Genomic DNA, 20,369 nt, shown 5'->3' with positions numbered 1-20,369 from the left:
GGCAGTGCTGTAGGGTGGGTTAGCTCTGCGGCTGCGCGAAGCGCGGTCGCTGAGCGTAACCCACCAACTTCGGCCGCATTTGCGGAAGCATGGTGGGTTACGGCTTCGCCTAACCCACCCTACAAATCTCCGCTTGGCGCGCTCCTCACATCGGCGGCGTCACCCCATCGCGACCGACGTTCACCCGGTTGGCTTCCAGCGAACCATCGTCCTTCTTCACCGCGCCGAAAATGATCAGCTTGGCGCCGGGCTTGAGCTCGGATTTGTCGCTGGCGACGAAGGTGACGATCGGCGTGTCCGGAGGCACCACGACCTTCTTCTCGCCGTCCTTGTACTTGACCGTGATGTTCTGGCCATCGGTGCCCTTCACCGTCTGCGCCACGGTGGCGTTGGTCATGGTCGAGTTGGCGCGCGCGTCCCAGGGACGAAAACCTTCGGCCGCGCCGCGCTGGTTTTCGGGGAAGATGTGCACCGCGATCGCCTTCTGGGTGCCGTCGGGCTCGGGCAGGCCGGTGACGCCGATATAGGAGCCGTCCTTGATCTCCGACAACGACGTCTTCACCACCGCGAAGACGGCGACGTTGTCGGTCATGCGCACCTTCACGTCGCTGCCTTCGCGGGTCTTGATGCCGAGCGTGTTGCCGTCGACGCTCTCGATGGTGCCGCGGATGCGGACCGTCGGCGTCTGCTGCGCCAGGGCGGATGACGTGACGATGCAGGCGGCGAATGCGGCGACGCCAACGCGTGATATCCAGGTTCTCTTCGACATGTTGTTAATCTCCGTTTACATCGGCGGCGTCAGGCCGTCGCGGCCGACGCTGACGCGGTTGGTTTCGAACGAGCCGTCCGGCAGCTGCTTCATGAAGGCGATCACCTTGGCGCCGGCCTTCAGATCGGATTTGTCGCCGGGCACGAAGGTCACCACCGGCGTATTGTCGGCGACGAACACCTTCTTCTCGCCGTCCTTGTACTTGACCAGCAGCGTATGGCCGTCGTTGCCGACCACGCTCTCCGACACGGTCGCATTGGTCATGCTGGAGTTGGGCTTGAGGTCATAAGGTCGCGAGCCCTCGCCGGTGCCGCGCATGCTCTCAGGAAACACGTGGACCTCGACCGCGTTCGCGCCGCCGTCCGGTCCCGGCACGGTGGTGGCGCCGACGAAGGAGCCGGGCTTGATGTCGGCAAGTGAAATCCTGGTAATGCCCGACACGTTCACGTCGGAGGCGATGTGCAGCTTGACGTCCTCGCCGCTGCGCGCCTTGACCTGCATGGTGTCGCCATTGACGCTTTCGATCGTGCCGCGGACGCGCGTCGGCACCGGCGCCCTTTGCGCAAGTGCCGAGAGGGTCGAGACGGCCACCATCGCGACGGCAATGAGCGGACGTGTGAAAGTTGCACGTTGAACAGACATGACGGTCTCCGATTGTCCCTATTGTCCCCTTACGGACATAGAACTCCGGAGGTTACGCGCTATTCTCTCAAGTCTTTGTGAGATCGGCCTCGACCAGCGCACGCAGCTCGGCCGTGACCTGCGGCCGCTGGCCGAACCACAGCTCGAAGCCGCGGACCGCCTGATGCAGCAGCATGCCGAGCCCGTCGGCGGTCTTCAGCCCGCGCGCCTTTGCGGCCGCGAGCAGCGGCGTCGCCAGCGGGACATAGACGAGATCGGCGATCACGGCGCCATCCGGCAGGCGCGCCACGTCAAGGTCGAGTGAAGGCTGACCGTGCATGCCGAGCGAGGTCGTGTTCACGAGAAGTCTTGCACGCGACAGGATGTCATCGATCCCGTCCCAGGCAACAGGATGCACCTTCGGCCCGAACTCGCGTGCAAGCATCTCGGCCCGGGCGATGGTGCGATTGGCGAGATGCACGCGGCTGATGCCGCGTTCGAGCAACCCGAACACGATGGCGCGCGAGGAGCCGCCGGCGCCCAGCACCAGCGCCTCTTCGGCTGCGTCCCAGCCGGGCGCGCTGGCATCGAGATTGCCGATAAAGCCCTCGACGTCGGTGTTGGTCGAGCGCAGCTCGCCGTCCGCAAACCACAGCGTGTTGGCCGCACCGACCGCCCGCGCGCGGGCATCGGGCGTCGAGAGCTCGAGCACGCCCTCCTTGTGCGGGATGGTGACGTTGGCGCCGACGAAGCCGCGCAGCGACAGCCGCAGCACGAAGTCGCGCAAATTGTCGGGTGGAACCGCCTCGATGACATAGCCACCCTCGATCCCGAGCGTGCGCAGCCAGTAACGATGGATCAGCGGCGAGCGCGAATGCGCAGCCGGCCATCCGATCAGACAGGCTGCGGGAGCCTTGGTCACGGTCGTCCTCCCCTGGGGTCGTTTCGGAGGCGATCCATTTCGCGTCCCGCAGGCCCTGTCAAGCGCGCGGGCGTCTCGGGAGAGGCTCGACGTCAGGTCGTGCCCGCCTGACCGGCCGCGGGGTGCGCCGCACCGCCCTTGATGTCGGCGACCGCACGCGCGATGGTCTCGCGATAGCGGGCGCGTGGCGGCGTGACGCCATGGGTGAGCAGCGCGCGGCGAACCGTTGGCGATGCCCCCGTGATGAACAGCCGGATGCCCTGGCGGTGGGCCTTGGCGGCGACGCGGCCGAGCACGTTGGCCGCGGTCGAATCCAGGAACGGCACCGCGGCGAAATCGACCACGAATCCCTTGCGCTTGTCGGCGATGCCGTCGAGCACGCCGCCGATCGCCGAGGCTGCACCGAAAAAGAATGCGCCGGTGATGCGATAGACCAGCACGTCGCGATCGACCGCGAGGGCGGGGTCGTAGGGCACGCGCCCGCCATTATCGTCGTCGGGACGATCGGCGGCCACCAGCGGCGAACGTTCCTCGATGCCGGTCATTTCCGCCATGCGATGGATGAACAGGACCGCGCCAAGCGCGAAGCCGACCAAAATGCCTTCGGTCAGATCGCGGAAGATGGTGAGCAGGAAGGTTGCGAGCAGCACGACGGCATCGCCCCATGACGAGCGCAGCAGCGTCGCGAATTCGTGCTTCTCTGCCATGGTCCAGGCCACCACGACGAGCACGGCGGCGAGCGCGGCCAGCGGGATGTAGCTCGCGAGCGGCGCTGCGATCAGCATGAACAGCAGCAGGAAGACCGAATGCAGCATGCCCGCCAGCGGCCCCCGCGCGCCGGCGCGGATGTTGGTCGCGGTGCGCGCGATCAGCCCGGTGACGCAGATGCCGCCGAACAGCGCCGCGCCGACATTGGCGGCGCCTTGCGCCACCAGCTCGCAATTGGAGCGGTGACGGCGCCCGGTCATGCCGTCGGCCACCACCGCCGACAGCAGCGATTCGATGGCGGCGAGCAGCGCGAAGGAGATCGCATCCGGCAGCACGGCGGTCGCCTTCGCGAGCGAGAACGCAGGCAAGGCCGGCGAGGGCAGTTCGCGCGGAATGCCGCCGAAGCGAGAGCCGACGGTCTCGACCGGCAGCGACAGCACGGCACATGCGACCGCCGCGAGCACGACCGCGATCAGGATACCCGGCCAGGACGGCAGCCAACGTCGCAGGCCCGCGATGATGGCAATGCTGACGATCGCGACCGCGACGGCCGACGGATTGACGGTGTGCAGGCCCCCGGCGAGCGCGACCAGTTTCGGAACGAACTCGCTCGGCTCCTTCGCGAGGAGCGTGATCCCGCCGAGATCGCGCAGCTGGCTGGCGAAGATGATGACGGCGATGCCGGCCGTGAAGCCGACCGTCACAGGATACGGAATGAACTTGATATAAGTGCCGACCCGCAGGAAGCCCGCAGCGATCAGGAACAGGCCCGCCATCAGCGTGGCCAGGATCACGCCATCAACCCCGTGACGGTCGGCGGTCGCCGCAACCAGCACAATGAAGGCGCCGGCGGGACCGCCGATCTGGAATCGGCTGCCGCCGAGCAGTGAGGCAATGAAGCCGCCGACGACGGCGGTGTAGAGTCCGCGGTCCGGCGTCACGCCCGAGGCGATCGCGATGGCCATCGACAGCGGCAGCGCGACGATCGCGACCGTGAGGCCCGCGAACACATCAGCGCGGAAATCCGCTAGGCCGTAGCCCTCGCGCCATACGGTGACGAGCTTTGGCAAATAGAGTTCGGTAAAGGTCGGCCGACGAAGCTGGTGCAGCTTGCCTGCGTGTTCGCCAGTGATGCTCATTTCAGCAAAATGCTCCGCTGCCCACAACGCTCCGATGCATCGTGCGGCCGCGTATCGGGGCGCGACGGTGCGTTAGTCAAGACTGCTTCCGAGCATGATCATTGCGGGATCATGCTCCCACCCGACGCGGCGGCCCCGGCTCCTTGAGCCGAACGCCGCGTCCGCCGCCTTCGCTGCGCACCTGTTCGCCGATCAGCTCGACGCCGGCCCGATCAAAGGCTTCGACCACCTTCATCAAGGTCTCGACCACGCCGCGGACGTTGCCGGTGCTCGCCTCCATCCGCTGAATGGTCGGCAGCGAAACGCCTGCGAGCTCCGCCAAGGCCCTCTGGTCAATGCCGAGCAGCGCGCGCGCTGCCCGCATCTGGAACGACGTGATCACCTTGGCCTCACGTTTCAGCCTTTATAAGTAATATCTGAAGCATGTACAATGATGTAAAATACATCATTCAAGGCCGTGCGCAAGCACTTTATCGCTCCCGTCTGTCTCCACCGTCATTGCGAGCGCAGCGAAGCAATCCAGGCTGTCCCCGCGGAGGGATTCTGGATTGCTTCGCTGCGCTCGCAATGACGGGGTGGCGAGGCAGCCCCTCACCCCACCCTCTCCCCGTAAAGAACGGGGAGAGGGGGTGAGAGAGCGTGCTCCCCTTACTGCGCGAGAGACAGACTCACGCCGCGTGTTGATGCGCGGCGATGATCTGGTCGGCGGCGCGCCCCGTGACTTCGGCCATGTGGTCGAACTGGCGGGTGAAGCTGCCGGCGCCTGCCGTGGCCGAGCGCAGTTCGACGATCAACTCGCCGATCTCGGCTTCCGGCATCATGGCGCGGACGCAGTCCCATCCGCTCCAGCCGTCGCGGGTGTCGAAGCCGAGGATCTGGCCGCGCCGTGCCGATAGGATTGCGTTGATCTTGGCGGTGGCGTCGGTCGGGCAGACGATCTCGACCACGTGGATCGGCTCCAGCAGCACCGACTGGCATTGCGGCAGGCCCTCGGTGAGCCCGACCCGCGCCGCCGTGCGGAAGGCGAGGTCGGAGGAATCGACGCTGTGATAGGAGCCGTCGGTCAGCGTCACCTGCAAATCGGTGACCGGGAAACCGAGCGGGCCGCGGGCGAGCCCGTCGACGACGCCCTCTTCCACCGCGCCGATGTAGTTGCGCGGCACCGCGCCGCCGACCACCTTCTCGGCGAACTTGAAGCCCTCGCCGCGCGGCAGCGGCCTGATGTCGAGCACGACGTCACCGAACTGGCCATGCCCGCCGGACTGTTTCTTGTGGCGGCCGCGCTGGACGATCGGCTTGCGGATGGTTTCCTGATAGCCGATCGCAGGCGGATGCGAGGCGACCTTGACGCCGAAACGATCGCGCAGCCGCTCGCTCGCGACGCGCAAGTGCATCTCGCCCTGACCCCACAGCACGGTGTCGTGGGTCTGGGCGTTCATCACGAAGACGAGCGAGGGATCCTCCTCGTGCAGCCGCATCAGCGCCTGGCCGAGCTTGACGTCGTCCTTGCGGTCGGTGGCCGCAACCGAGATCGCGAGCACCGGCGGAGTGGGCTCGCTGGCGGCAAGCGCTGCCGGCGGGGTCTTGCCGTTCGAAACCGTGTCGCCGGTCTTGATCGGGTCGAGCTTAGCGAGCGCCACCGTGTCGCCGGCTTCCGCCGCGGCACGCTTGGTGTCGTAGGCCCCGGTGACGGCGAGGATGCCGGAGATGCGGCTGACCCCGCCGGAGGAGGATTGCAGCGTAGCACCGTCGTCGAGATGGCCCGCGAGCATCCGCGTCAGCGAGAGCTTGCCGCCGTGCTGCGAATGCAGAGTCTTGAAGACGAAGCCGAGGACGTCTCTGGTCTCGGGAACGCCGAGACGCTTTGCGGTCTCCGCGATACCGGGCGCCTCGTGGCGCAGCGCTTTCATCAAACGCAGCACGCCGTTTTCGCGTGCGGCGGCGCCCAGCAGCACGGGGCAGATCAGCCCGTCGCGCAATTCGCGCGCGAGATCGTCGAACACGGCGTCGCGCGGCGGCTGGATGTCCTCGAGCAGCTGCTCCATCAGCGCATCGTCATGATCGGCGAGCTTCTCCAGCATCGAGAAGCGGGCCTCCTTCTCGCGATCGAGATCGCCGCCTTGGAGCGCGACGACTTCGGAGGCCTTGTGCTCGCGGTAAATGAACGCACGCTCCAGCGCGAGATCGACGAAGCCCTCGATCAGATCGTCCTTCCAGATCGGGATCTGGCGCAGCACCAGCGGCACGCGCGAGGCGGGCTGGAGTATCTCGAGCGTCTCGCGGATGCGCTTGTTGGCGCGGTCGATCTTGTTGAGGAACAGGAAACGCGGGATCTTCAGTTCTTCCAGCTCGCGCAGAATGATCTGAAGCTGCGGCAGCTTCTTCTCGTCGGCTTCGCAGACCACGATTGCGGCATCAACCGCGGGCAGCGCGGCGCGCATGTCGTGGGCAAATTCGACGGAACCGGGACAATCGAGGAAGGTGTAGCTGTCGCCCATGAAACTCGTGGTGACGGCAGTCAGCCCGACCGTCATCTTGTGATGACGGGCCTCTGGCGCGGCGTCGCCGACGGAGGTTCCGGCGTCGACGCTGCCGGCGCGCGGGATTGCGCCGGTTCGCGCCAGGATGGCTTCGAGAAGTGTGGTTTTACCGCTTTGGAAAGGGCCCACCAGCGCGATGCACCGTGGACCTCGGGGACTTCTGACGTCTTGTCCCATTCGCCGCCTCCTTGGTGTGGAGCTCGGCCCATGATTGGGTCGGCAAACGCCGATGCTCTGCCCGTCCCCGAGATTTGGCAAGCATCAAACGTCGCTGCGGTGCGTCGTTGCCGGAATCGCGTCGGAGCGACGCGATTCGCACACGGGAGTTGTCAACGGCCCGGGTGGAGTTCCAGACTCTCGAGGCCGGCGGCGACGTTGAGGCCGACCTGGCCCTGCACGCTGAGTGGCTGGAGCGCGATCGAATTATTGGAGCCGCCGACCAGCACGTTGCCGCCGAGGCCGACGCCGACCGATGCGCTGCCCTGCGCACCGGCGTAGGTGCCGGCGAGGTCGCCCGGGCCGAGCCGGTTCACCGGCGCGAACACGCCCCAGGCGAGTGCCGTTTCCTGGGTGATGCCGAGGTCGAGGCCCACCTTGCGGATCGTCGCGACGTAACGGTCGTCCGGCAAACCATCGACGCGCAGCACGCAGCCGAGATTGGTTACCGATCCCACGATGAAGCCTACGCTGGCGCCGCCGCGGCATTCGAGCACGCCCACCTGCACCATCCGGGACTGCGCGCTGGCACCCGCAACGGAGGCAACGAAGCTCGCAACGGCAAGCCCGGCGAGGAGGAGTGAACGGCGCATGAATATCTCCGGCGATGAATGTGATGCGAGCAGAGAGAGCGCCCCACCCGTGATGCGCGATGGTCTATGCCACAATAGTTTTGCGTGTGCCAGATCGAACGCGTCTAAAAGCGAGTTCGCGGAGAGAGCCCCTCACCCCACCCTCTCCCCGTAAGAACGGGGCGAGGGAGTGCACGAGCAGTGTGTCCCTCACTTCATGGGCCCATCGAACTTCAACGGGACGCCGCGAGCGCCCTTAACCTCTCCCCGCTCTTTGCGGGGGGAGGTCGGATCGCTTTGGCGCGCAAGTGCGCGCCAAGCGATCCGGGTGAGGGGCAGGGCACAGCATCGGCCCAAGCAATAGTCCATCCAACTTCACTCATCGAAGCACCCATAAAAAAGGCCCGCGCGAAGCGGGCCTTTCCAATTTGCACTGTCGCGACAGCCTTACCGCAGATTGCCGCAGAAGCGCTGGATGCGCTTGCAGGCGTCTTCGAGGTCGGAGGTCTTGGTCGCGTAGGAGATACGGAACGCGGGGCCGAGGCCGAACGCCGAGCCCTGCACCACGGCGACACCTTCGGTCTCCAGCAGTTCGGTCACGAACGTCTCGTCATTGTCGATCACCTTGCCCGACGGCGCGGTCTTGCCGATGGTGCCGGCGCAGGACGGATAGACGTAGAAGGCGCCCTCGGGCCGCGGGCATTCGATGCCCTTGGCCTGGTTGAGCATGGAGACGACGAGGTCGCGACGCTCCTTGAACACCTTGTTGTTGGCCGGGATGAAGTCCTGCGGACCGTTCAGCGCCTCGACCGCGGCCCATTGCGCAATGGACGACGGGTTCGAGGTCGACTGCGACTGGATCGTCGACATCGCCTTGATCAGCTGCGCCGGACCGCCGGCATAGCCGATGCGCCAGCCGGTCATGCAATAGGCCTTCGACACGCCGTTCACGGTGAGCGTGCGATCGTAGAGTTTCGGCTCGACCTGCGCGACCGTGGTAAACTGGAAATCGTCATAGACGAGATGCTCGTACATGTCGTCGGTCATGACCCAGACGTGAGGATGCTTCACCAGCACGTCGGTGAGCGCCTTCAGCTCGGTCCTGGTGTAGGCAGCTCCCGTCGGATTCGACGGCGAGCACAGGATCACCCATTTGGTCTTCGGCGTGATCGCGCGCTCGAGCGCCTCGGCCTGGAGCTTGAAGCCGGTCGCGGCGGTGCAGACCACCGGCACCGGCTCGCCGCCGGCGAGCGCCACCATCTCGGGATAGCTGACCCAGTACGGTGCGGGGATGATCACCTCGTCGCCCGGATTGATGGTTGCCATCAGCGCGTTGTAGAGCACCTGCTTGCCGCCGGTGCCGACGATGATCTGGTTCGCCTTGTAGACGACGCCGTTCTCGCGCTGAAACTTGGCGATGATGGCTTCCTTCAACTCGGGAATGCCATCGACCGCGGTGTACTTGGTCTTGCCGGCTTCGATGGCGTGGATCGCGGCCAGCTTGATGTTCGCGGGCGTGTCGAAGTCGGGCTCGCCGGCACCTAAGCCGATGACGTTGCGGCCCGCCGCTTTCAGCGCACGTGCTTTATCCGTGACCGCGATGGTCGCGGACGGCTTCACACGGTCGAGCGCAGCGGCAAGGAAGGACATCGTCATCTCCTGACAAGCGTCGTGAACCCTTTGGCTTCACGACTCCGATTGTGGGAATGAGCCACCCTAAAACGAGTGCCGTTGCGCCGCAAGAAACTTCGGTCCGATCCCGCAAAAGTTTACGTGTCTGGCGCGCATCAAGGCGTGACTTTCCGCAATTTTCCGCAACTTTGCCGGGCAAATCCCACATATCCGACAAGGCGTGTCCTCGGAGCAATTTTGCGCGCTTCAAGACGCCCATGAAGCTGACGGCAGTCCGGCGCTTGAGAGACCAGCGGCCGAGGCGATCACGACCTTCAACCCTCTCACACAAATGCGCCGAGCAATGCGGCCGCATTGACGCAAGCGTGAACTGAGTTGGATGGTCGCACGGAAATGATCTTCCGCCGCATTGCAATGCGGTAGGGTTTTCGAGTTTTTCTATGGGCCGGGTCTTGCGGCGGATTCGCATCGGCATCATTGTTTAGCCGCGTTGCGGGGCAACAAGCGCCGCGCCCTCCCGTCTTCCGGAATCATCCCTAGAATGTACAAGCTCTATTCGATGCAGCGCTCGGGCAACAGCTACAAGGTCCGCCTTGCGTTGGCGCTGCTGAACTTGCCTTACGAAGCGGTCGAGGTGGACATTCTGCGCGGCGAGAGCCGCACCCCGGACTTCCTGGCCAAGAACCCATCCGGTCAGGTGCCGCTGCTCGAGGTCGGCGACGATCGCTATCTCGCCGAGTCCAACGCCATTCTCTGGTATGTCGCCGTCGGCACGCCGCTCGCGCCGGAGAACCGCATCGATCGCGCCGACGCGCTGCAATGGATGTTCTTCGAGCAGCACGCGCTGGAGCCGAACATCGGCGCGGCCTATTTCTGGCTGTCGCTGGTGAGGGGCGGCCGCGACCTCCAGACTCATTCGCTGGAGGACTGGATGGAGCGCGGCTATGGCGCGCTCCAGGTGATGGAGAATCACCTCAAGACCAACGCCTATTTCGCCGCCCGCCAGCTCACGGTCGCCGACATCGCGCTGTACGGCTATACCCACCTCGCCGACCGCTGCGACTTCGACCTCTCGACCTTCCCGGCGATCCGGGACTGGCTGAAGCGCGTGGAAGCCGCCCCCGGCTTCGTCGCAATGGACTGGCGGCCGGCCGACATCGAGGACCCCGCCAGCATCGCCGCCGGCGCCTGAGGGGCGATCGCGCTCTGGCGAATAGCGGGCATAAGGGTCACCATTGCCGCAATCTCGCCATTTTCACCCGATTGGCCGCCGCAATATTGCCGATTGCAACAGTGAAATTGTTCGATGTCGCGGGTGATTCGCTCGCGCGTTGAAGGATTTAGACCATGATTCGGGCGTCCGGCACGGCGGGCTTTCAAGGCCAACCCGCAACCGTTTCGTCTTCCCGGCTGACCAACGCGGTCGCGGCCTCGCTCGCCGTCGCCGCGCTCTCGCTGTGCCTGATCGTCACCCTGACGGTGCTGTCGACCAAGGCGACCATGGCGATGGGCCTGCCGGTCTGATTCCCGCTTCATCCTGGACACGCCTTCAAGGCGAAGCGTCGCCCGCGCCGACCGGCATCGCGACAGGATTTCGATGAAATCACCTGTGGTCATCGTTGCAATCACCCTGACCGCGGCCATCCTGGTCGCGGCGTCGCTGTTGATCTTCGTCGGCACGCGCAAGGGCCAGGGGACGTCGACGCTGAATGCGCCCGCGCTGCAACAACGTCTCAAGCACGCGCACTTGGTCTAAAATCATCCGAAAGCTTTGCGCATGAATCAAAGCGCACCTTAAGCACACCGCGCGAAACCGCATCGCACTGGCGCGATAATCAGTCAGTGTTGCCGCCTTACCGCGTTCAGGGAGGAGCGAGACAGGCCCATGCGGTTGGGATGGCGTGCGATCTCCGGTCCGGCGCTGACGGCAGCGACTTTGCTGCTGGCGATGTTTTTCGATCGCTTCGTCCCCACTCCCTCGCCCGCGCCGCTGCTCGTCTGCATCGTGGCGCTCGCCGGCGCGCTCTCGGGTCCCGCTTCCGCCGTCGCCAGCGCAGCCATCGCCGTCATCGGCGCGGCACTGCTGCTCCTCAGCCGACACGGCGTTGCAGGTCTTACCACCGCGGATATGATCCGGCTCGGCGTCCTGGCCGCGACGGCCGCGGGCACCGCAGCCATCACCGGCCTGATGCGCCAGCGGCTGCTCGGCACGTTTGCCGCCGAACGTCGGAGCCACGCCACCGCCGCGCGGCTGTCGGCCGCGCTCGACCAGGTCGATATCGGCATCGTGCTGCTCGATGCCGAGACGCGCGCCGAATTCATCAACCGCGCGTTCCGCGATTATTTTGCGGTGCCGGACGACATCGCCGACGACAAGCCGCCGTTCATCGCGCTGATGTATCATGGCCGCGACACCGGCGCGTTCGAATTGCCCGAGGACGAGCTCGGCACTTTCATCGCACAGCGCATGGAGATGGTGCGGATCGGCGATGCCACGCCGATCGACATCGCCTTGCGCAATGGCGCGGTGTTGCGCTTCGTCTGTGCTGCGCTGCCCGATGGCGGGCGCATGCTGAGCTACACGCCCGTGACCGACCTCGTGCGCCACACCGATGCGCCGTCTCGCGCCGACTACTACCGCTCACTGCGCGATCCCACAGGCCGCAAGCTGATCCGGTATCTGCGCGTCGCGGAGTGATGCGCGATTGATCAGCACGTCCCTCATCACGTATGAAGGACACCTCATCGATCGCGGGAATCCATATGTCGCTCACCATTCGCTCCGTCACGAGGCAGGACTCCGAACAATGGCTGCCGTTGTGGGACGGCTACAACGCCTTCTACGGCCGCTCCGGTCCGACCGCGCTCTCGCCCGACATCACGCGCGCGACATGGCAGCGCTTTTTCGATGCCTATGAGCCGGTGCACGGATTGGTCGCCGAGAGCGACGGCCGCCTGCTCGGGATGACGAATTACCTGTTTCACCGCAGCACCACCGCGATCGAGCCGTCCTGCTATTTGCAGGACCTGTTCACGACCGAGGCCGCACGCGGCAAGGGTGTCGGCTCGGCGCTGATCCATGGCGTCTACGAGCGCGCAAAGCTCGTGGGATCGCCGCGCGTGTACTGGCAAACGCACGAGACCAACGTCACGGCGCAGCGCCTGTACGACAAGGTCGCCGAGCGTTCCGGGTTCATCGTCTATCGCAAGATCTTCTGATCGTCGCGATCGCGACGCCTGTGGATAACTCTGCCTGTCACCCGCGCGTAACATAGCGGGACTAGGCTGCAGCTGCGTCTGGTCAGCCCCCCGTCACCGATCAAGCGCCCCAAAGCGGTCCCCGTCAGTCGCCGCGTCTGACAGGGGCCGCATTTTTTTGTCGGCAGTCGTTGTCCGCAGTTCCTTGTCAGCATGGCAGCAACGCGGCGCGCGGCTTGCTGCGGCGGCGTACCGCAGCCACAATAAGCCCCTGCCCATCTCCGACAGGGATCTCCCATGGAAATTCGTAATCTCGGCGCCTCCGGCCTGCGCGTGTCTGCGGTCGGGCTCGGCTGCAACAATTTCGGCCAGCGGACGGATTTGGAGACCTCGCGCAAGGTGATCCATCGCGCGCTCGATCTCGGCATCACCCTGTTCGACACCGCCGACATCTATGCCGGCATGGGCGGTTCGGAAACGGTGCTCGGCACCGTGCTTGGCGACCGCCGCAAGGAGATCGTGCTCGCCACCAAATTTTCCAAGCCGATGGCGACCGACGGAACCAAGCAGGGCGCTTCGCGCCGCTACATCATGAACGCAGTCGAGGCGAGCCTGACGCGGCTCAAGACCGACTACATCGATCTCTATCAGCAGCACGATTACGACCCGCTGACGCCGATGGAGGAGACGCTGCGCGCGCTCGACGATCTCGTCCGTCAGGGCAAGGTGCGCTACATCGGCAATTCCAACTTTCCGGCCTGGCGCATGGCGGAGGCCGAATTCACCGCGCGCGCGATGAATGTCAGCCGCTTCGTCTCCTGCCAGGACGAATACAGCCTGCTGGTGCGCGACATCGAGAAGGACCTGCTGCCGGCCGCACAAGAGTGCAAGCTCGGTCTCCTGCCGTTCTTCCCGCTCGCAAGCGGGCTCCTCACCGGCAAGTACCAGCGCGGCGCGGCCGCCCCGACCGATACGCGCTTCGGCAAGGTACCGGCGTTGCGTGACCGCTATGTCACGCCGCGCAATGAGGACATCGTCGAGAAGCTCACGGCATTCGCGAAAGCGCGCGGGCACAGCATGCTCGAGCTCGCCTTCTCCTGGCTCGCCGCGCGCCCGCAAGTGTCGAGCGTGATTGCCGGCGCCACCCGCGTCGAGCAGGTCGAGGAGAACGTGAAGGCGATTGCCTGGAAGCTCAGTCCGGAGGAGATGGCGGAGATCGACAAGATCACGCTGGGCTGATCGTTACGGCGTGGCGCGCTACTTGGCGCCGCGACCCACCGTCTGCATCACCTCGAAGCCCTCGAACTGGGGATGGCCGAGATAGGTCGGCTTGGTATCGCCGGCCCGCGCATGCGCGGCACGAAAAGCATCCGATTTGGTCCAGGCCTCAAACGCCGCATGGTTCGCCCACACCGTGTGCGAGGCGTACAGCGTGTGGTCCTCGAGCTCGGGGCCGCGCAGCAGATGAAACTCGACGAAACCCGGCACCTTGTCCAAATGGGTATCGCGCGAAAGCCAGACCTGCTCGAAGGCGGCCTCGGAGCCCTTGGCGACGCGGAAGCGGTTCATGGCGATGTACATGCGAAGGGTCTCCTGATGTTCGGCTCATCATGTCGTCATTCCGAGACGCGCCGCAAGGCGCGGGCCCGGAATCGCAGTTTAAGCAACCAGCCCCTTCGTCGGCCGTGCTCCCGCACTGTCCGGAAACACCGTCTCGGCCAGCACGCGATCGGACAGGCCGAACTGGCCCTGCAGCACGCCTTTGATCACGGAGCGCAGATCGGTGGTGGGCTTGAGATCGCGGGCCTCGAAGAGATTGGCGGGCTTGAGACCTGGCCAGTCGGCGACGACACGACCGCCCTTCACCGCGCCGCCGGCGAGCAGCGCGATCGTTCCCGTGCCGTGATCGGTGCCGTCGGTGCCGTTGATGCGCGCGGTGCGGCCGAATTCGGTGGCGACCACGACGACGGTGTCGCGCCAGCGTTCCCCTAGGCCGCTTTCGAATTCGGCGAGCGCACCGTCGAGCCCGCCGAGCAGGAACGCAAGGCGACCGATCGGCCCGCCTTCATTGGCGTGCGTGTCCCAGCCGTCGAACGCGAGCGCCGCGATGCGCGGGCCGTCGTCCGACGCCATCAGTTTTGCGGCGCCACGCGCGACCTGGCGCATCTGCGCGACCGCATTGCGCGGCTTCGGCTTCATGTCGTCGCCGCTCGCGGCCTTTTCCAGCTGAAGGCCCTGCGACAGCACGGCCGCCAGCGCGGGATCGCGGTGACGATAGAGCTCGACCAGACGCATCGCGGTGTCGTCATCGGCCTGCGGCAGCGCTACCGGCGCCCAGCCGACGGTCGGCGCATTGCCGCGCAGCACCAGCGGCGTGGTCGGGCCGACGGCAAGAGCACTCGACACCCGCTCGCCGCGCGGCAGCGCCTCCAGCGCGCGGTTGAGCCAGCCGGATTGCACGCGACCCGGGCCGGCATAGCCGCTTTCGAGCACGTCCTGGCCGTCGAAATGCGAACGGTCGCGATAGGGCGTCGCCACCGCGTGGATCACCGCGGCGTGCTTGTCGCGATACATGCGTGCGAACTCAGGCATCGACGGATGCAGCGCGAAGAAAGCATCGAGCATGATGGCGGGATGGGCGCCGTCCGCCGTGAGCGCGATCGCCCCGTGCAGGCCGGCATAATCGGGATCGCCGACCGGCGCGACGGTCGAGAGACCATCGAGCGCGCCGCGCAGGATCACCACGATCAGCCTGGGATCGCGACCGTCAGCCGCGCGTGCGAATTTCGGCAAGTACGCCCAGGCCGCGAACGAGGCGCCGCCGAGCAGGAGGCCGCGGCGCGAGGTGAGGAGCCGGTTCTCGACGCAGTCGATCATCATCATCTCCTCTGCATTTCCGGCGACATCAACAGCAGCGCCAGCGCCTGCTGCCGCGACTCCGCCCGTTCGATGGTGCGCCGCGTTTCGATCGAGGCCGCATCTGCGGCGGCAAATTCCAACAGATCGAGCGGATCGATGTTGGGCCCGAGCCGCGCGCCCATTTGCGCGGCGATGTCGAGGCGGAGCTTGATGCCTTCCGGCGCCGCCCACGCGGCGCTGGTATCCGCGAAACCATTCGGGCCGGCCGGCGACCACAGCGGCTGGCCCAGCAGATTGAGGTTGTTGAGGTAGGCGCCGGGATCCTCCGGCACGCGCGCGAGCAACCGGCCGCTCGCGACCAGGAAATCATAGGGGCTGCGCATCTTCGTCAGCGGCGCCTTCCACGCCTCGTCGGAATCAACCAGTGCCGTTGCGAGCGCCTTGAGATCCCCGTCGGTCTTGATGAAGACATCGCGCAATCGCGCCACCAGCGCCGGCGGCGCATCGTCGGCGACGAAGTGGCGGACGAATTTGGTGGCGATGAAGTTCGCGGTCGAGGGATGGCGTGCGATGTCCGCGAGTGCGGCTTCGCCTTGCGCAAGGCCGGTTGGCTCGTAGCTCTTGCCGAGCAGCATTTGCGGCCCGGGCTGGTGCGCATTGACGTTGAACACGAACGAACCGGGCGCTCCCAGCTGTCCCTGCCGGCCGGCAAAGGTCCAGCCGGTGATGATGCGCGCGAGCGACGTCACGTCGTCCTGCGTGTAGCCGCCGCCGACGCCGAGCGTATGCAGCTCCATGATCTCGCGCGCGAGATTTTCGTTCAGCCCGCGCTTGCGGTTCTGGCCCGCGCGCGAGTCCGGTCCGAGCGATTGCTGGTTGTCGAGGAAGAACAGCATCGCCGGATGCTGCTCCACCGCTTTCAGCATGTCGGCGAAACGCCCGAGCACATGCGGCCTGATCGCCTCGCGCTCGAACGCGCCGGCCCATATTCGCGCCAGCTCGCCCTTGCTGGCGGAGATGCAGAAATGGTTGGACCAGAACACGACCAGACGTTCCGTGAAGCCGCACTCGACCAGGGTCGCGCGCTGCAACCGCGCCAACGCCTCGGCGCGAAAGGTCTTCTGGATCACGTTGAGCGGCTGCGGGGCGGGTTTTGCGGCAGCCGGCGCGGCCGCGTTGGGCTGCATGGTGTCCGGCTTCGCCATATCGTCCGCCGGCTTATTATCGGTCGGTTTGTTGTCAGTAGGCTTGGCCTCGGCCATCTGGCCGGCGATCTCGGTTGCCGCAGCGTTCAGCGAGAGGTTGCGGCGCAGTCCGGGTTTCTGATCTGCCGGCGCTTGCGGCGGCGCTTCGGTCGGCGCGCCGGCTTTGGCGGCGGCCTCGCGCGCCTGCTTGACCTGATCCTGATAGGCAAACACCGCCTGCCCGAGCTGCGGCGTGGATTGCAGGCCCGGCGCCTCCAGCAGCACAGCGATAGGACGAGCCAGTTCCGCCTTCACAAAACCGCGAGGATCGGAGGCGGCGTTGATGAGATCGCCGGATGCGCCACCGCGAGCGCCGAAGCCGAAACGGTTGAGCGCGACGAGCGCGGCTTGGGAATCGCGGGCCATCGATGTGTCCTTCGCGCGTTGCCAACCGCTTTCCTGATACGTGCGCGAGGCGTAATATACCGCAGCGAGAGATGAACCCGACATGAAAATGACAGCACGGCTTTTGCGCAAATCATGACAAATCCGCAAGACATTCCAGTGCAGGAACCGCGCCGCCTCGCCTGCTCCCGCTGCGGCGCCGAATTCGGCTGCGACCTGTCGGGCACCTGTTGGTGCGCGGAAGAAACGGCGCGGCTGCCGATGCCGGTCAAGGGCGAGGATTGTTTGTGCCGGGCGTGCTTGCGCGAGGCGGCGGAGGCAACGTAATCCTCCGCGTCGTCCTGGCGAAAGCCAGGACCCATTACCCCACGGAGTTGTTTGGCGAAGATTCGTCGTTCGGAACATCTACCGAACGCCGTCGACAGATTCCGCGGTATGGGTCGTGGCTTCGCCAGGACGACGCTGAGGAGAGACAGCTCGCGACAACTACACCGCGTGCCCCGGCGATCTCCGAGCCATTCCATCAAACCCATCCAGCAGCTTTTCGCGCCAGGCGTAGACCGGGTCGTCCGCTTTCAGCAGCTTGAACGGGCTGGTCACGCGCGCCCACTGAAAACCACCGAACACGATGTAGTCGGCATAGTTCGGTGCGGCGCCGCCGATGAAGGGCTGCTTCTTCAGGGCCTGCCGCATCGGCTCGAGCGATTTGCGGAAGGCGACCACGCCGGCATCGCGGCCCGACATCACCTCTTCCAGACTCTTGCCGAAACGCGCCTCGCGCGACTGGCGGAAATAGGCGGCGTCCACCGCGTCCAGATTCTTCGGAATGTCGGCGATGATCAATGGAAAGATGCCGCCGACGATGGCGATGTCGCCCCAGGCATTGAGCATGCGCGCCATGGCGCGGCCGCCCTCGCCGCCGAACAGCGACGGACGGTCCGGAAAATGATCCTCAAGATAATTCGCGATCGTCCAGGAATCGACCACCGGCTGGTCGTGATGCAGCAGCACCGGAACCTTCTCCGAGCCGTGCGGCGCGATCGCGCTCTTCTCGGTGAAGCGCCAGGGCAGCGTTTCCGCCGAAAGGCCCTTGTGCGCCAGCGCCATCCGCGTGCGCCAGCAGAACGGGCTGAACGGTCGCGAGGGATCGGTGCCGACGAGTTCGAACAGTTTGAGCGACATGAAAGTGGTCTCCCGGTATTCCGTCATTGCGAGCGAAGCGAAGCAATCCAGGACTGCCGCCGCGGAAACATTCTGGATTGCTTCGCTTGCGCTCGCAATGACGGATGTGGCGGGAGCTAGCGCCCGTTCGTGCGCAGCAGTCTCTCGCCGTCCTCCGTCACCGCGATGACCAGCCCCATTCCGGGCAGCGTCTCGCGCGCGACATAGCCGCGGTCGGCGGCGTCTTCCCAGATGGTGAGGCGCGGACACGAGGTCTTCCAGGTCGCGATCACCTCGGCATAGGCGCGCGGCTCGCGCGCAACCCATTCGACGAAGTCCAGCACCAGCGGGTCGGCAGTCTCGCTCATTGCAAACCTCCCTTGTCGAAGGCGGCCAGCACGGGCGTGCGGACCAGCAGCCAACCGCCATAGGCGATGTAGTAGCAGGCGATGGTGGTGATCAGCTTCATCGACCAAGCCACGAATTGCTGGTCGGTCATGGCTTCGAGGATGCGCCGCGCCAGCGTGGTACCGAGCATGGATGCCGCGATCGCGACCCCGGCGAGCACGGGGTCGAGCGTCGCCGCCTGGTCGATGATGCTGCCGAAATAAATCAGCTTGGTGAAATGGCTGACGAGCTGGCACATCGCCTTGGTCGCCACCTTCTCGCGCCGGCCGAAATCGCCGCCGAGGAAGAAAGTGTCGAGCAGCGGCCCCGACACGCCGGTCATCAGCATGAGGCCCATGCAGATCGTGCCGTAGACGGTGCCCTGCCAGAGACGGTCCGGATCCGGCTTGATGTTCGACGGCAGCAGCCGCGCCATGAACGGCGTGATTCCGAGCAGCAGCAGCGCGACCGGCTTGTCCGGCACGTAGCGCGTGAGCGACCACGCCGCAAGCGCGACGGCCGCGCCGACCATATAGTTCGCGACCGGCCGCCAGCGGATATGCGCGCGCCAGAGAAAGGCGCGCCAGCCGTTCGAGGCCATCTGCGTGATCGCATGCAACACCATCGCTGTCGGCAGCGGCATCAGAGCCAGCAGCACGCCGATCAGGATCAGCCCTCCCGCCATCCCGAACAGCCCCGACAGGAACGCGGTGCCGACCATCAGCAATCCAAGGGCAGCGATCATGATGGGCGTCACGCAAAAATCTCCGATTGGCCTTCTCCCCGCTCGCGGCGCGAAGCGAAGGGAAACGTGCCCCGCTTGCCCCGTCTACGCAAACTGAGTTATCTTGGCCTGGCATCAGCTTTCCTGAGGGTCGGTCATTTGCGGCGCTTGCTGTTTCTCAACGGCATCAAGGCATTCGAAGCCGCGGCGCGGGCCGGCAGCTTTGCCGCGGCCGGCCTCGAGCTGAGCGTATCGGCGGCCGCAGTCAGCCGCATGGTGCACATCCTGGAAGAGCGGCTCGGCGTCGCGCTGTTCGAGCGCAAGGCCAACAAGCTGCTGCTCACGCAGGCCGGCCGCGCCTATCAGAGCGGGCTGACGCCGATCTTCGACGCGCTCGCAAGCCTCACCGCCCAGGTGACGGCGCCCTCGAGCGTCCGGGTGCTCACCATCGGCATCGGCCATACCTTTGCGATGCGCTGGCTGATCCCGCGCCTGTCGGAGTTTCGCAACGAAGAGCCCGACATCGAGGTGCGCTTCACCACCGGCGGCGCGTCGGTGCCGTTCGGCGAAGACTGGAGCTGCGGCATCCAGCTCGGGACCGGCGACTGGCCCGGGCTGGTCGCCGAGCCGCTGTTCGCCGGCGACCTCACACCGGTCTGCGTTCCCCGCCTCGCTTCCTCGCTGAAGCGCCCGGCTGATCTCAGGGGACCGAGCCTGATCCGCGTTACGCATTCGCCCGAGGACTGGCCGATCTGGCTCAAGGCCGCGAACCTCGCGCGCATCAACGCGCGGGGTCCGGAGTTCCAGTTCTACGGCCAGGCGCTTCAGGCTGCCGCCGACGGGCTCGGCATCGCCATGGGCATCCGGCCCTATATCGATGACGATCTCGCCGCCGGCCGGCTGGTCGCGCCATTCGATCTCTCGGTGCCCAAGGGCATGCGCTGGTATTTGCTCTATCGCAGCTTCCAGACCGAGCAGCGCGACTTTGCCGCGTTCCGCCGCTGGATCATGCGCGCGGCGTCGGAACCGGCCGCCCGTCCCATCCGGCGGACCGGCCGCACCAGCGCGCGGAACTGATCATCCACACGAACAGGTTTGCTGAAGCCGCGCGCCCGGAATGCGGTGCACCTCTCCCGCTTGCTTGCAGGGGAGGTCGGCGCGAAACGCCGGGTGAGGGTTCCCTCCACGTTGGGGAATCTCTCTGTGGAAACACCCCCGCCCCAACCCTCGCCCGCAAGCGAGGGCTTTGCTTAATTGGCCGAGCGGGAGTGAGGCTCGATATGGGGTATTTTTTTGTGCGGCCTCGGATGGCGCGCGAACGCAGACGGTCTT

22 protein-coding genes are annotated in these 20,369 nt (G+C 65.7%); 8 read left to right on the top strand and 14 right to left on the bottom strand.

Annotated elements, in window-relative coordinates; translation table 11 throughout:
* Positions 1-145 precede the first annotated feature (145 nt).
* The 8 genes from ABIB91_RS10545 to ABIB91_RS10510 all read right to left on the bottom strand — a co-directional run bounded on the left by ABIB91_RS10545 (position 146) and on the right by ABIB91_RS10510 (position 9,137).
* Entirely contained in the window at positions 146-769 is a 624-nt protein-coding gene (locus tag ABIB91_RS10545; protein ID WP_354169292.1) for a single stranded DNA-binding domain-containing protein, read from the bottom strand.
* Positions 770-784: 15 nt separating this feature from the next.
* Positions 785-1,411 (bottom strand): hypothetical protein, encoded by a 627-nt coding sequence (locus ABIB91_RS10540; RefSeq protein WP_007596731.1) that lies wholly within the window; start codon positions 1,409-1,411, stop codon positions 785-787.
* Between the two features lie 67 nt (positions 1,412-1,478).
* Positions 1,479-2,312 (bottom strand): shikimate dehydrogenase, encoded by an 834-nt coding sequence (locus ABIB91_RS10535; RefSeq protein ID WP_354169290.1) that lies wholly within the window; start codon positions 2,310-2,312, stop codon positions 1,479-1,481.
* 92 nt (positions 2,313-2,404) lie between these two features.
* Positions 2,405-4,159, bottom strand: a complete 1,755-nt coding sequence (locus ABIB91_RS10530; protein ID WP_354169288.1) for a SulP family inorganic anion transporter — start codon at positions 4,157-4,159, stop codon at positions 2,405-2,407.
* Positions 4,160-4,268: 109 nt separating this feature from the next.
* Positions 4,269-4,541 (bottom strand): helix-turn-helix domain-containing protein, encoded by a 273-nt coding sequence (locus ABIB91_RS10525; RefSeq protein ID WP_007596742.1) that lies wholly within the window; start codon positions 4,539-4,541, stop codon positions 4,269-4,271.
* A 286-nt stretch (positions 4,542-4,827) separates the two neighbouring features.
* Positions 4,828-6,876, bottom strand: coding sequence for an elongation factor G (locus ABIB91_RS10520; protein WP_219683672.1), 2,049 nt, complete (start codon positions 6,874-6,876; stop codon positions 4,828-4,830).
* 152 nt (positions 6,877-7,028) lie between these two features.
* Positions 7,029-7,508 (bottom strand): DUF992 domain-containing protein, encoded by a 480-nt coding sequence (locus ABIB91_RS10515; RefSeq protein WP_354169286.1) that lies wholly within the window; start codon positions 7,506-7,508, stop codon positions 7,029-7,031.
* A gap of 426 nt (positions 7,509-7,934) precedes the next feature.
* Complete coding sequence (locus tag ABIB91_RS10510; protein WP_007596745.1) at positions 7,935-9,137, bottom strand: pyridoxal phosphate-dependent aminotransferase; 1,203 nt, start codon at positions 9,135-9,137, stop codon at positions 7,935-7,937.
* Positions 9,138-9,660: 523 nt separating this feature from the next.
* On the opposite strand from ABIB91_RS10510, the gene ABIB91_RS10505 reads away from it, so the two are divergent.
* The 6 genes from ABIB91_RS10505 (at position 9,661) to ABIB91_RS10480 (ending at position 13,556) form a co-directional block, all read left to right on the top strand.
* Positions 9,661-10,311, top strand: coding sequence for a glutathione S-transferase family protein (locus ABIB91_RS10505; RefSeq protein WP_007596746.1), 651 nt, complete (start codon positions 9,661-9,663; stop codon positions 10,309-10,311).
* 155 nt (positions 10,312-10,466) lie between these two features.
* A complete protein-coding gene (locus ABIB91_RS10500) occupies positions 10,467-10,643 on the top strand; it encodes a hypothetical protein (RefSeq protein ID WP_007596747.1) in 177 nt (58 codons plus the stop codon).
* Between the two features lie 73 nt (positions 10,644-10,716).
* On the top strand, positions 10,717-10,875 hold the full coding sequence (locus tag ABIB91_RS10495) for a hypothetical protein (RefSeq protein WP_007596748.1): 159 nt from the start codon (positions 10,717-10,719) through the stop codon (positions 10,873-10,875).
* A 129-nt stretch (positions 10,876-11,004) separates the two neighbouring features.
* Positions 11,005-11,817, top strand: a complete 813-nt coding sequence (locus ABIB91_RS10490; protein ID WP_354169283.1) for a PAS-domain containing protein — start codon at positions 11,005-11,007, stop codon at positions 11,815-11,817.
* A gap of 65 nt (positions 11,818-11,882) precedes the next feature.
* Complete coding sequence (locus ABIB91_RS10485; RefSeq protein WP_354169281.1) at positions 11,883-12,338, top strand: GNAT family N-acetyltransferase; 456 nt, start codon at positions 11,883-11,885, stop codon at positions 12,336-12,338.
* A gap of 276 nt (positions 12,339-12,614) precedes the next feature.
* Positions 12,615-13,556, top strand: a complete 942-nt coding sequence (locus ABIB91_RS10480) for an aldo/keto reductase (RefSeq protein ID WP_354169279.1) — start codon at positions 12,615-12,617, stop codon at positions 13,554-13,556.
* Positions 13,557-13,574: 18 nt separating this feature from the next.
* Here the strand turns inward: ABIB91_RS10480 and hmuQ are convergent, their stop codons facing one another.
* The 3 genes from hmuQ to ABIB91_RS10465 all read right to left on the bottom strand — a co-directional run bounded on the left by hmuQ (position 13,575) and on the right by ABIB91_RS10465 (position 16,786).
* Positions 13,575-13,898: a heme-degrading protein HmuQ gene (gene hmuQ, locus ABIB91_RS10475; protein WP_007596764.1), complete on the bottom strand. Its 324-nt coding sequence runs from the start codon at positions 13,896-13,898 to the stop codon at positions 13,575-13,577.
* 78 nt (positions 13,899-13,976) lie between these two features.
* Complete coding sequence (locus ABIB91_RS10470) at positions 13,977-15,194, bottom strand: DUF1501 domain-containing protein (RefSeq protein ID WP_354169277.1); 1,218 nt, start codon at positions 15,192-15,194, stop codon at positions 13,977-13,979.
* A gap of 2 nt (positions 15,195-15,196) precedes the next feature.
* The gene (locus ABIB91_RS10465; protein WP_354169275.1) at positions 15,197-16,786 is read right to left on the bottom strand and encodes a DUF1800 domain-containing protein; all 1,590 of its coding nucleotides are present in this window, start codon (positions 16,784-16,786) and stop codon (positions 15,197-15,199) included.
* Positions 16,787-16,900: 114 nt separating this feature from the next.
* On the opposite strand from ABIB91_RS10465, the gene ABIB91_RS10460 reads away from it, so the two are divergent.
* Positions 16,901-17,092, top strand: coding sequence for a cysteine-rich CWC family protein (locus ABIB91_RS10460; RefSeq protein WP_007596767.1), 192 nt, complete (start codon positions 16,901-16,903; stop codon positions 17,090-17,092).
* Positions 17,093-17,251: 159 nt separating this feature from the next.
* Here ABIB91_RS10460 and ABIB91_RS10455 read toward each other — a convergent pair whose 3' ends face one another.
* The 3 genes from ABIB91_RS10455 to ABIB91_RS10445 form a co-directional block, all read right to left on the bottom strand.
* Positions 17,252-17,947 carry a glutathione S-transferase family protein gene (locus ABIB91_RS10455; RefSeq protein WP_354169272.1) on the bottom strand — a complete coding sequence of 232 codons (696 nt, stop codon included), beginning with the start codon at positions 17,945-17,947 and terminating at the stop codon, positions 17,252-17,254.
* A gap of 116 nt (positions 17,948-18,063) precedes the next feature.
* Positions 18,064-18,294, bottom strand: coding sequence for a hypothetical protein (locus tag ABIB91_RS10450; RefSeq protein WP_018453537.1), 231 nt, complete (start codon positions 18,292-18,294; stop codon positions 18,064-18,066).
* Entirely contained in the window at positions 18,291-19,070 is a 780-nt protein-coding gene (locus ABIB91_RS10445) for a sulfite exporter TauE/SafE family protein (RefSeq protein ID WP_007596772.1), read from the bottom strand. The genes ABIB91_RS10450 and ABIB91_RS10445 overlap by 4 nt, the downstream gene beginning before the upstream one ends.
* A gap of 126 nt (positions 19,071-19,196) precedes the next feature.
* On the opposite strand from ABIB91_RS10445, the gene ABIB91_RS10440 reads away from it, so the two are divergent.
* Positions 19,197-20,114, top strand: a complete 918-nt coding sequence (locus ABIB91_RS10440; protein ID WP_354169269.1) for a LysR substrate-binding domain-containing protein — start codon at positions 19,197-19,199, stop codon at positions 20,112-20,114.
* Positions 20,115-20,369: the final 255 nt, after the last annotated feature.

This window comes from Bradyrhizobium sp. JR4.3, from assembly GCF_040547695.1.
GTDB classification, from domain to species: Bacteria; Pseudomonadota; Alphaproteobacteria; order Rhizobiales; family Xanthobacteraceae; genus Bradyrhizobium; species Bradyrhizobium canariense.
Note: the sequence above shows the minus strand (reverse complement) of the source record. Positions and strands in the feature narration are given on the sequence as shown.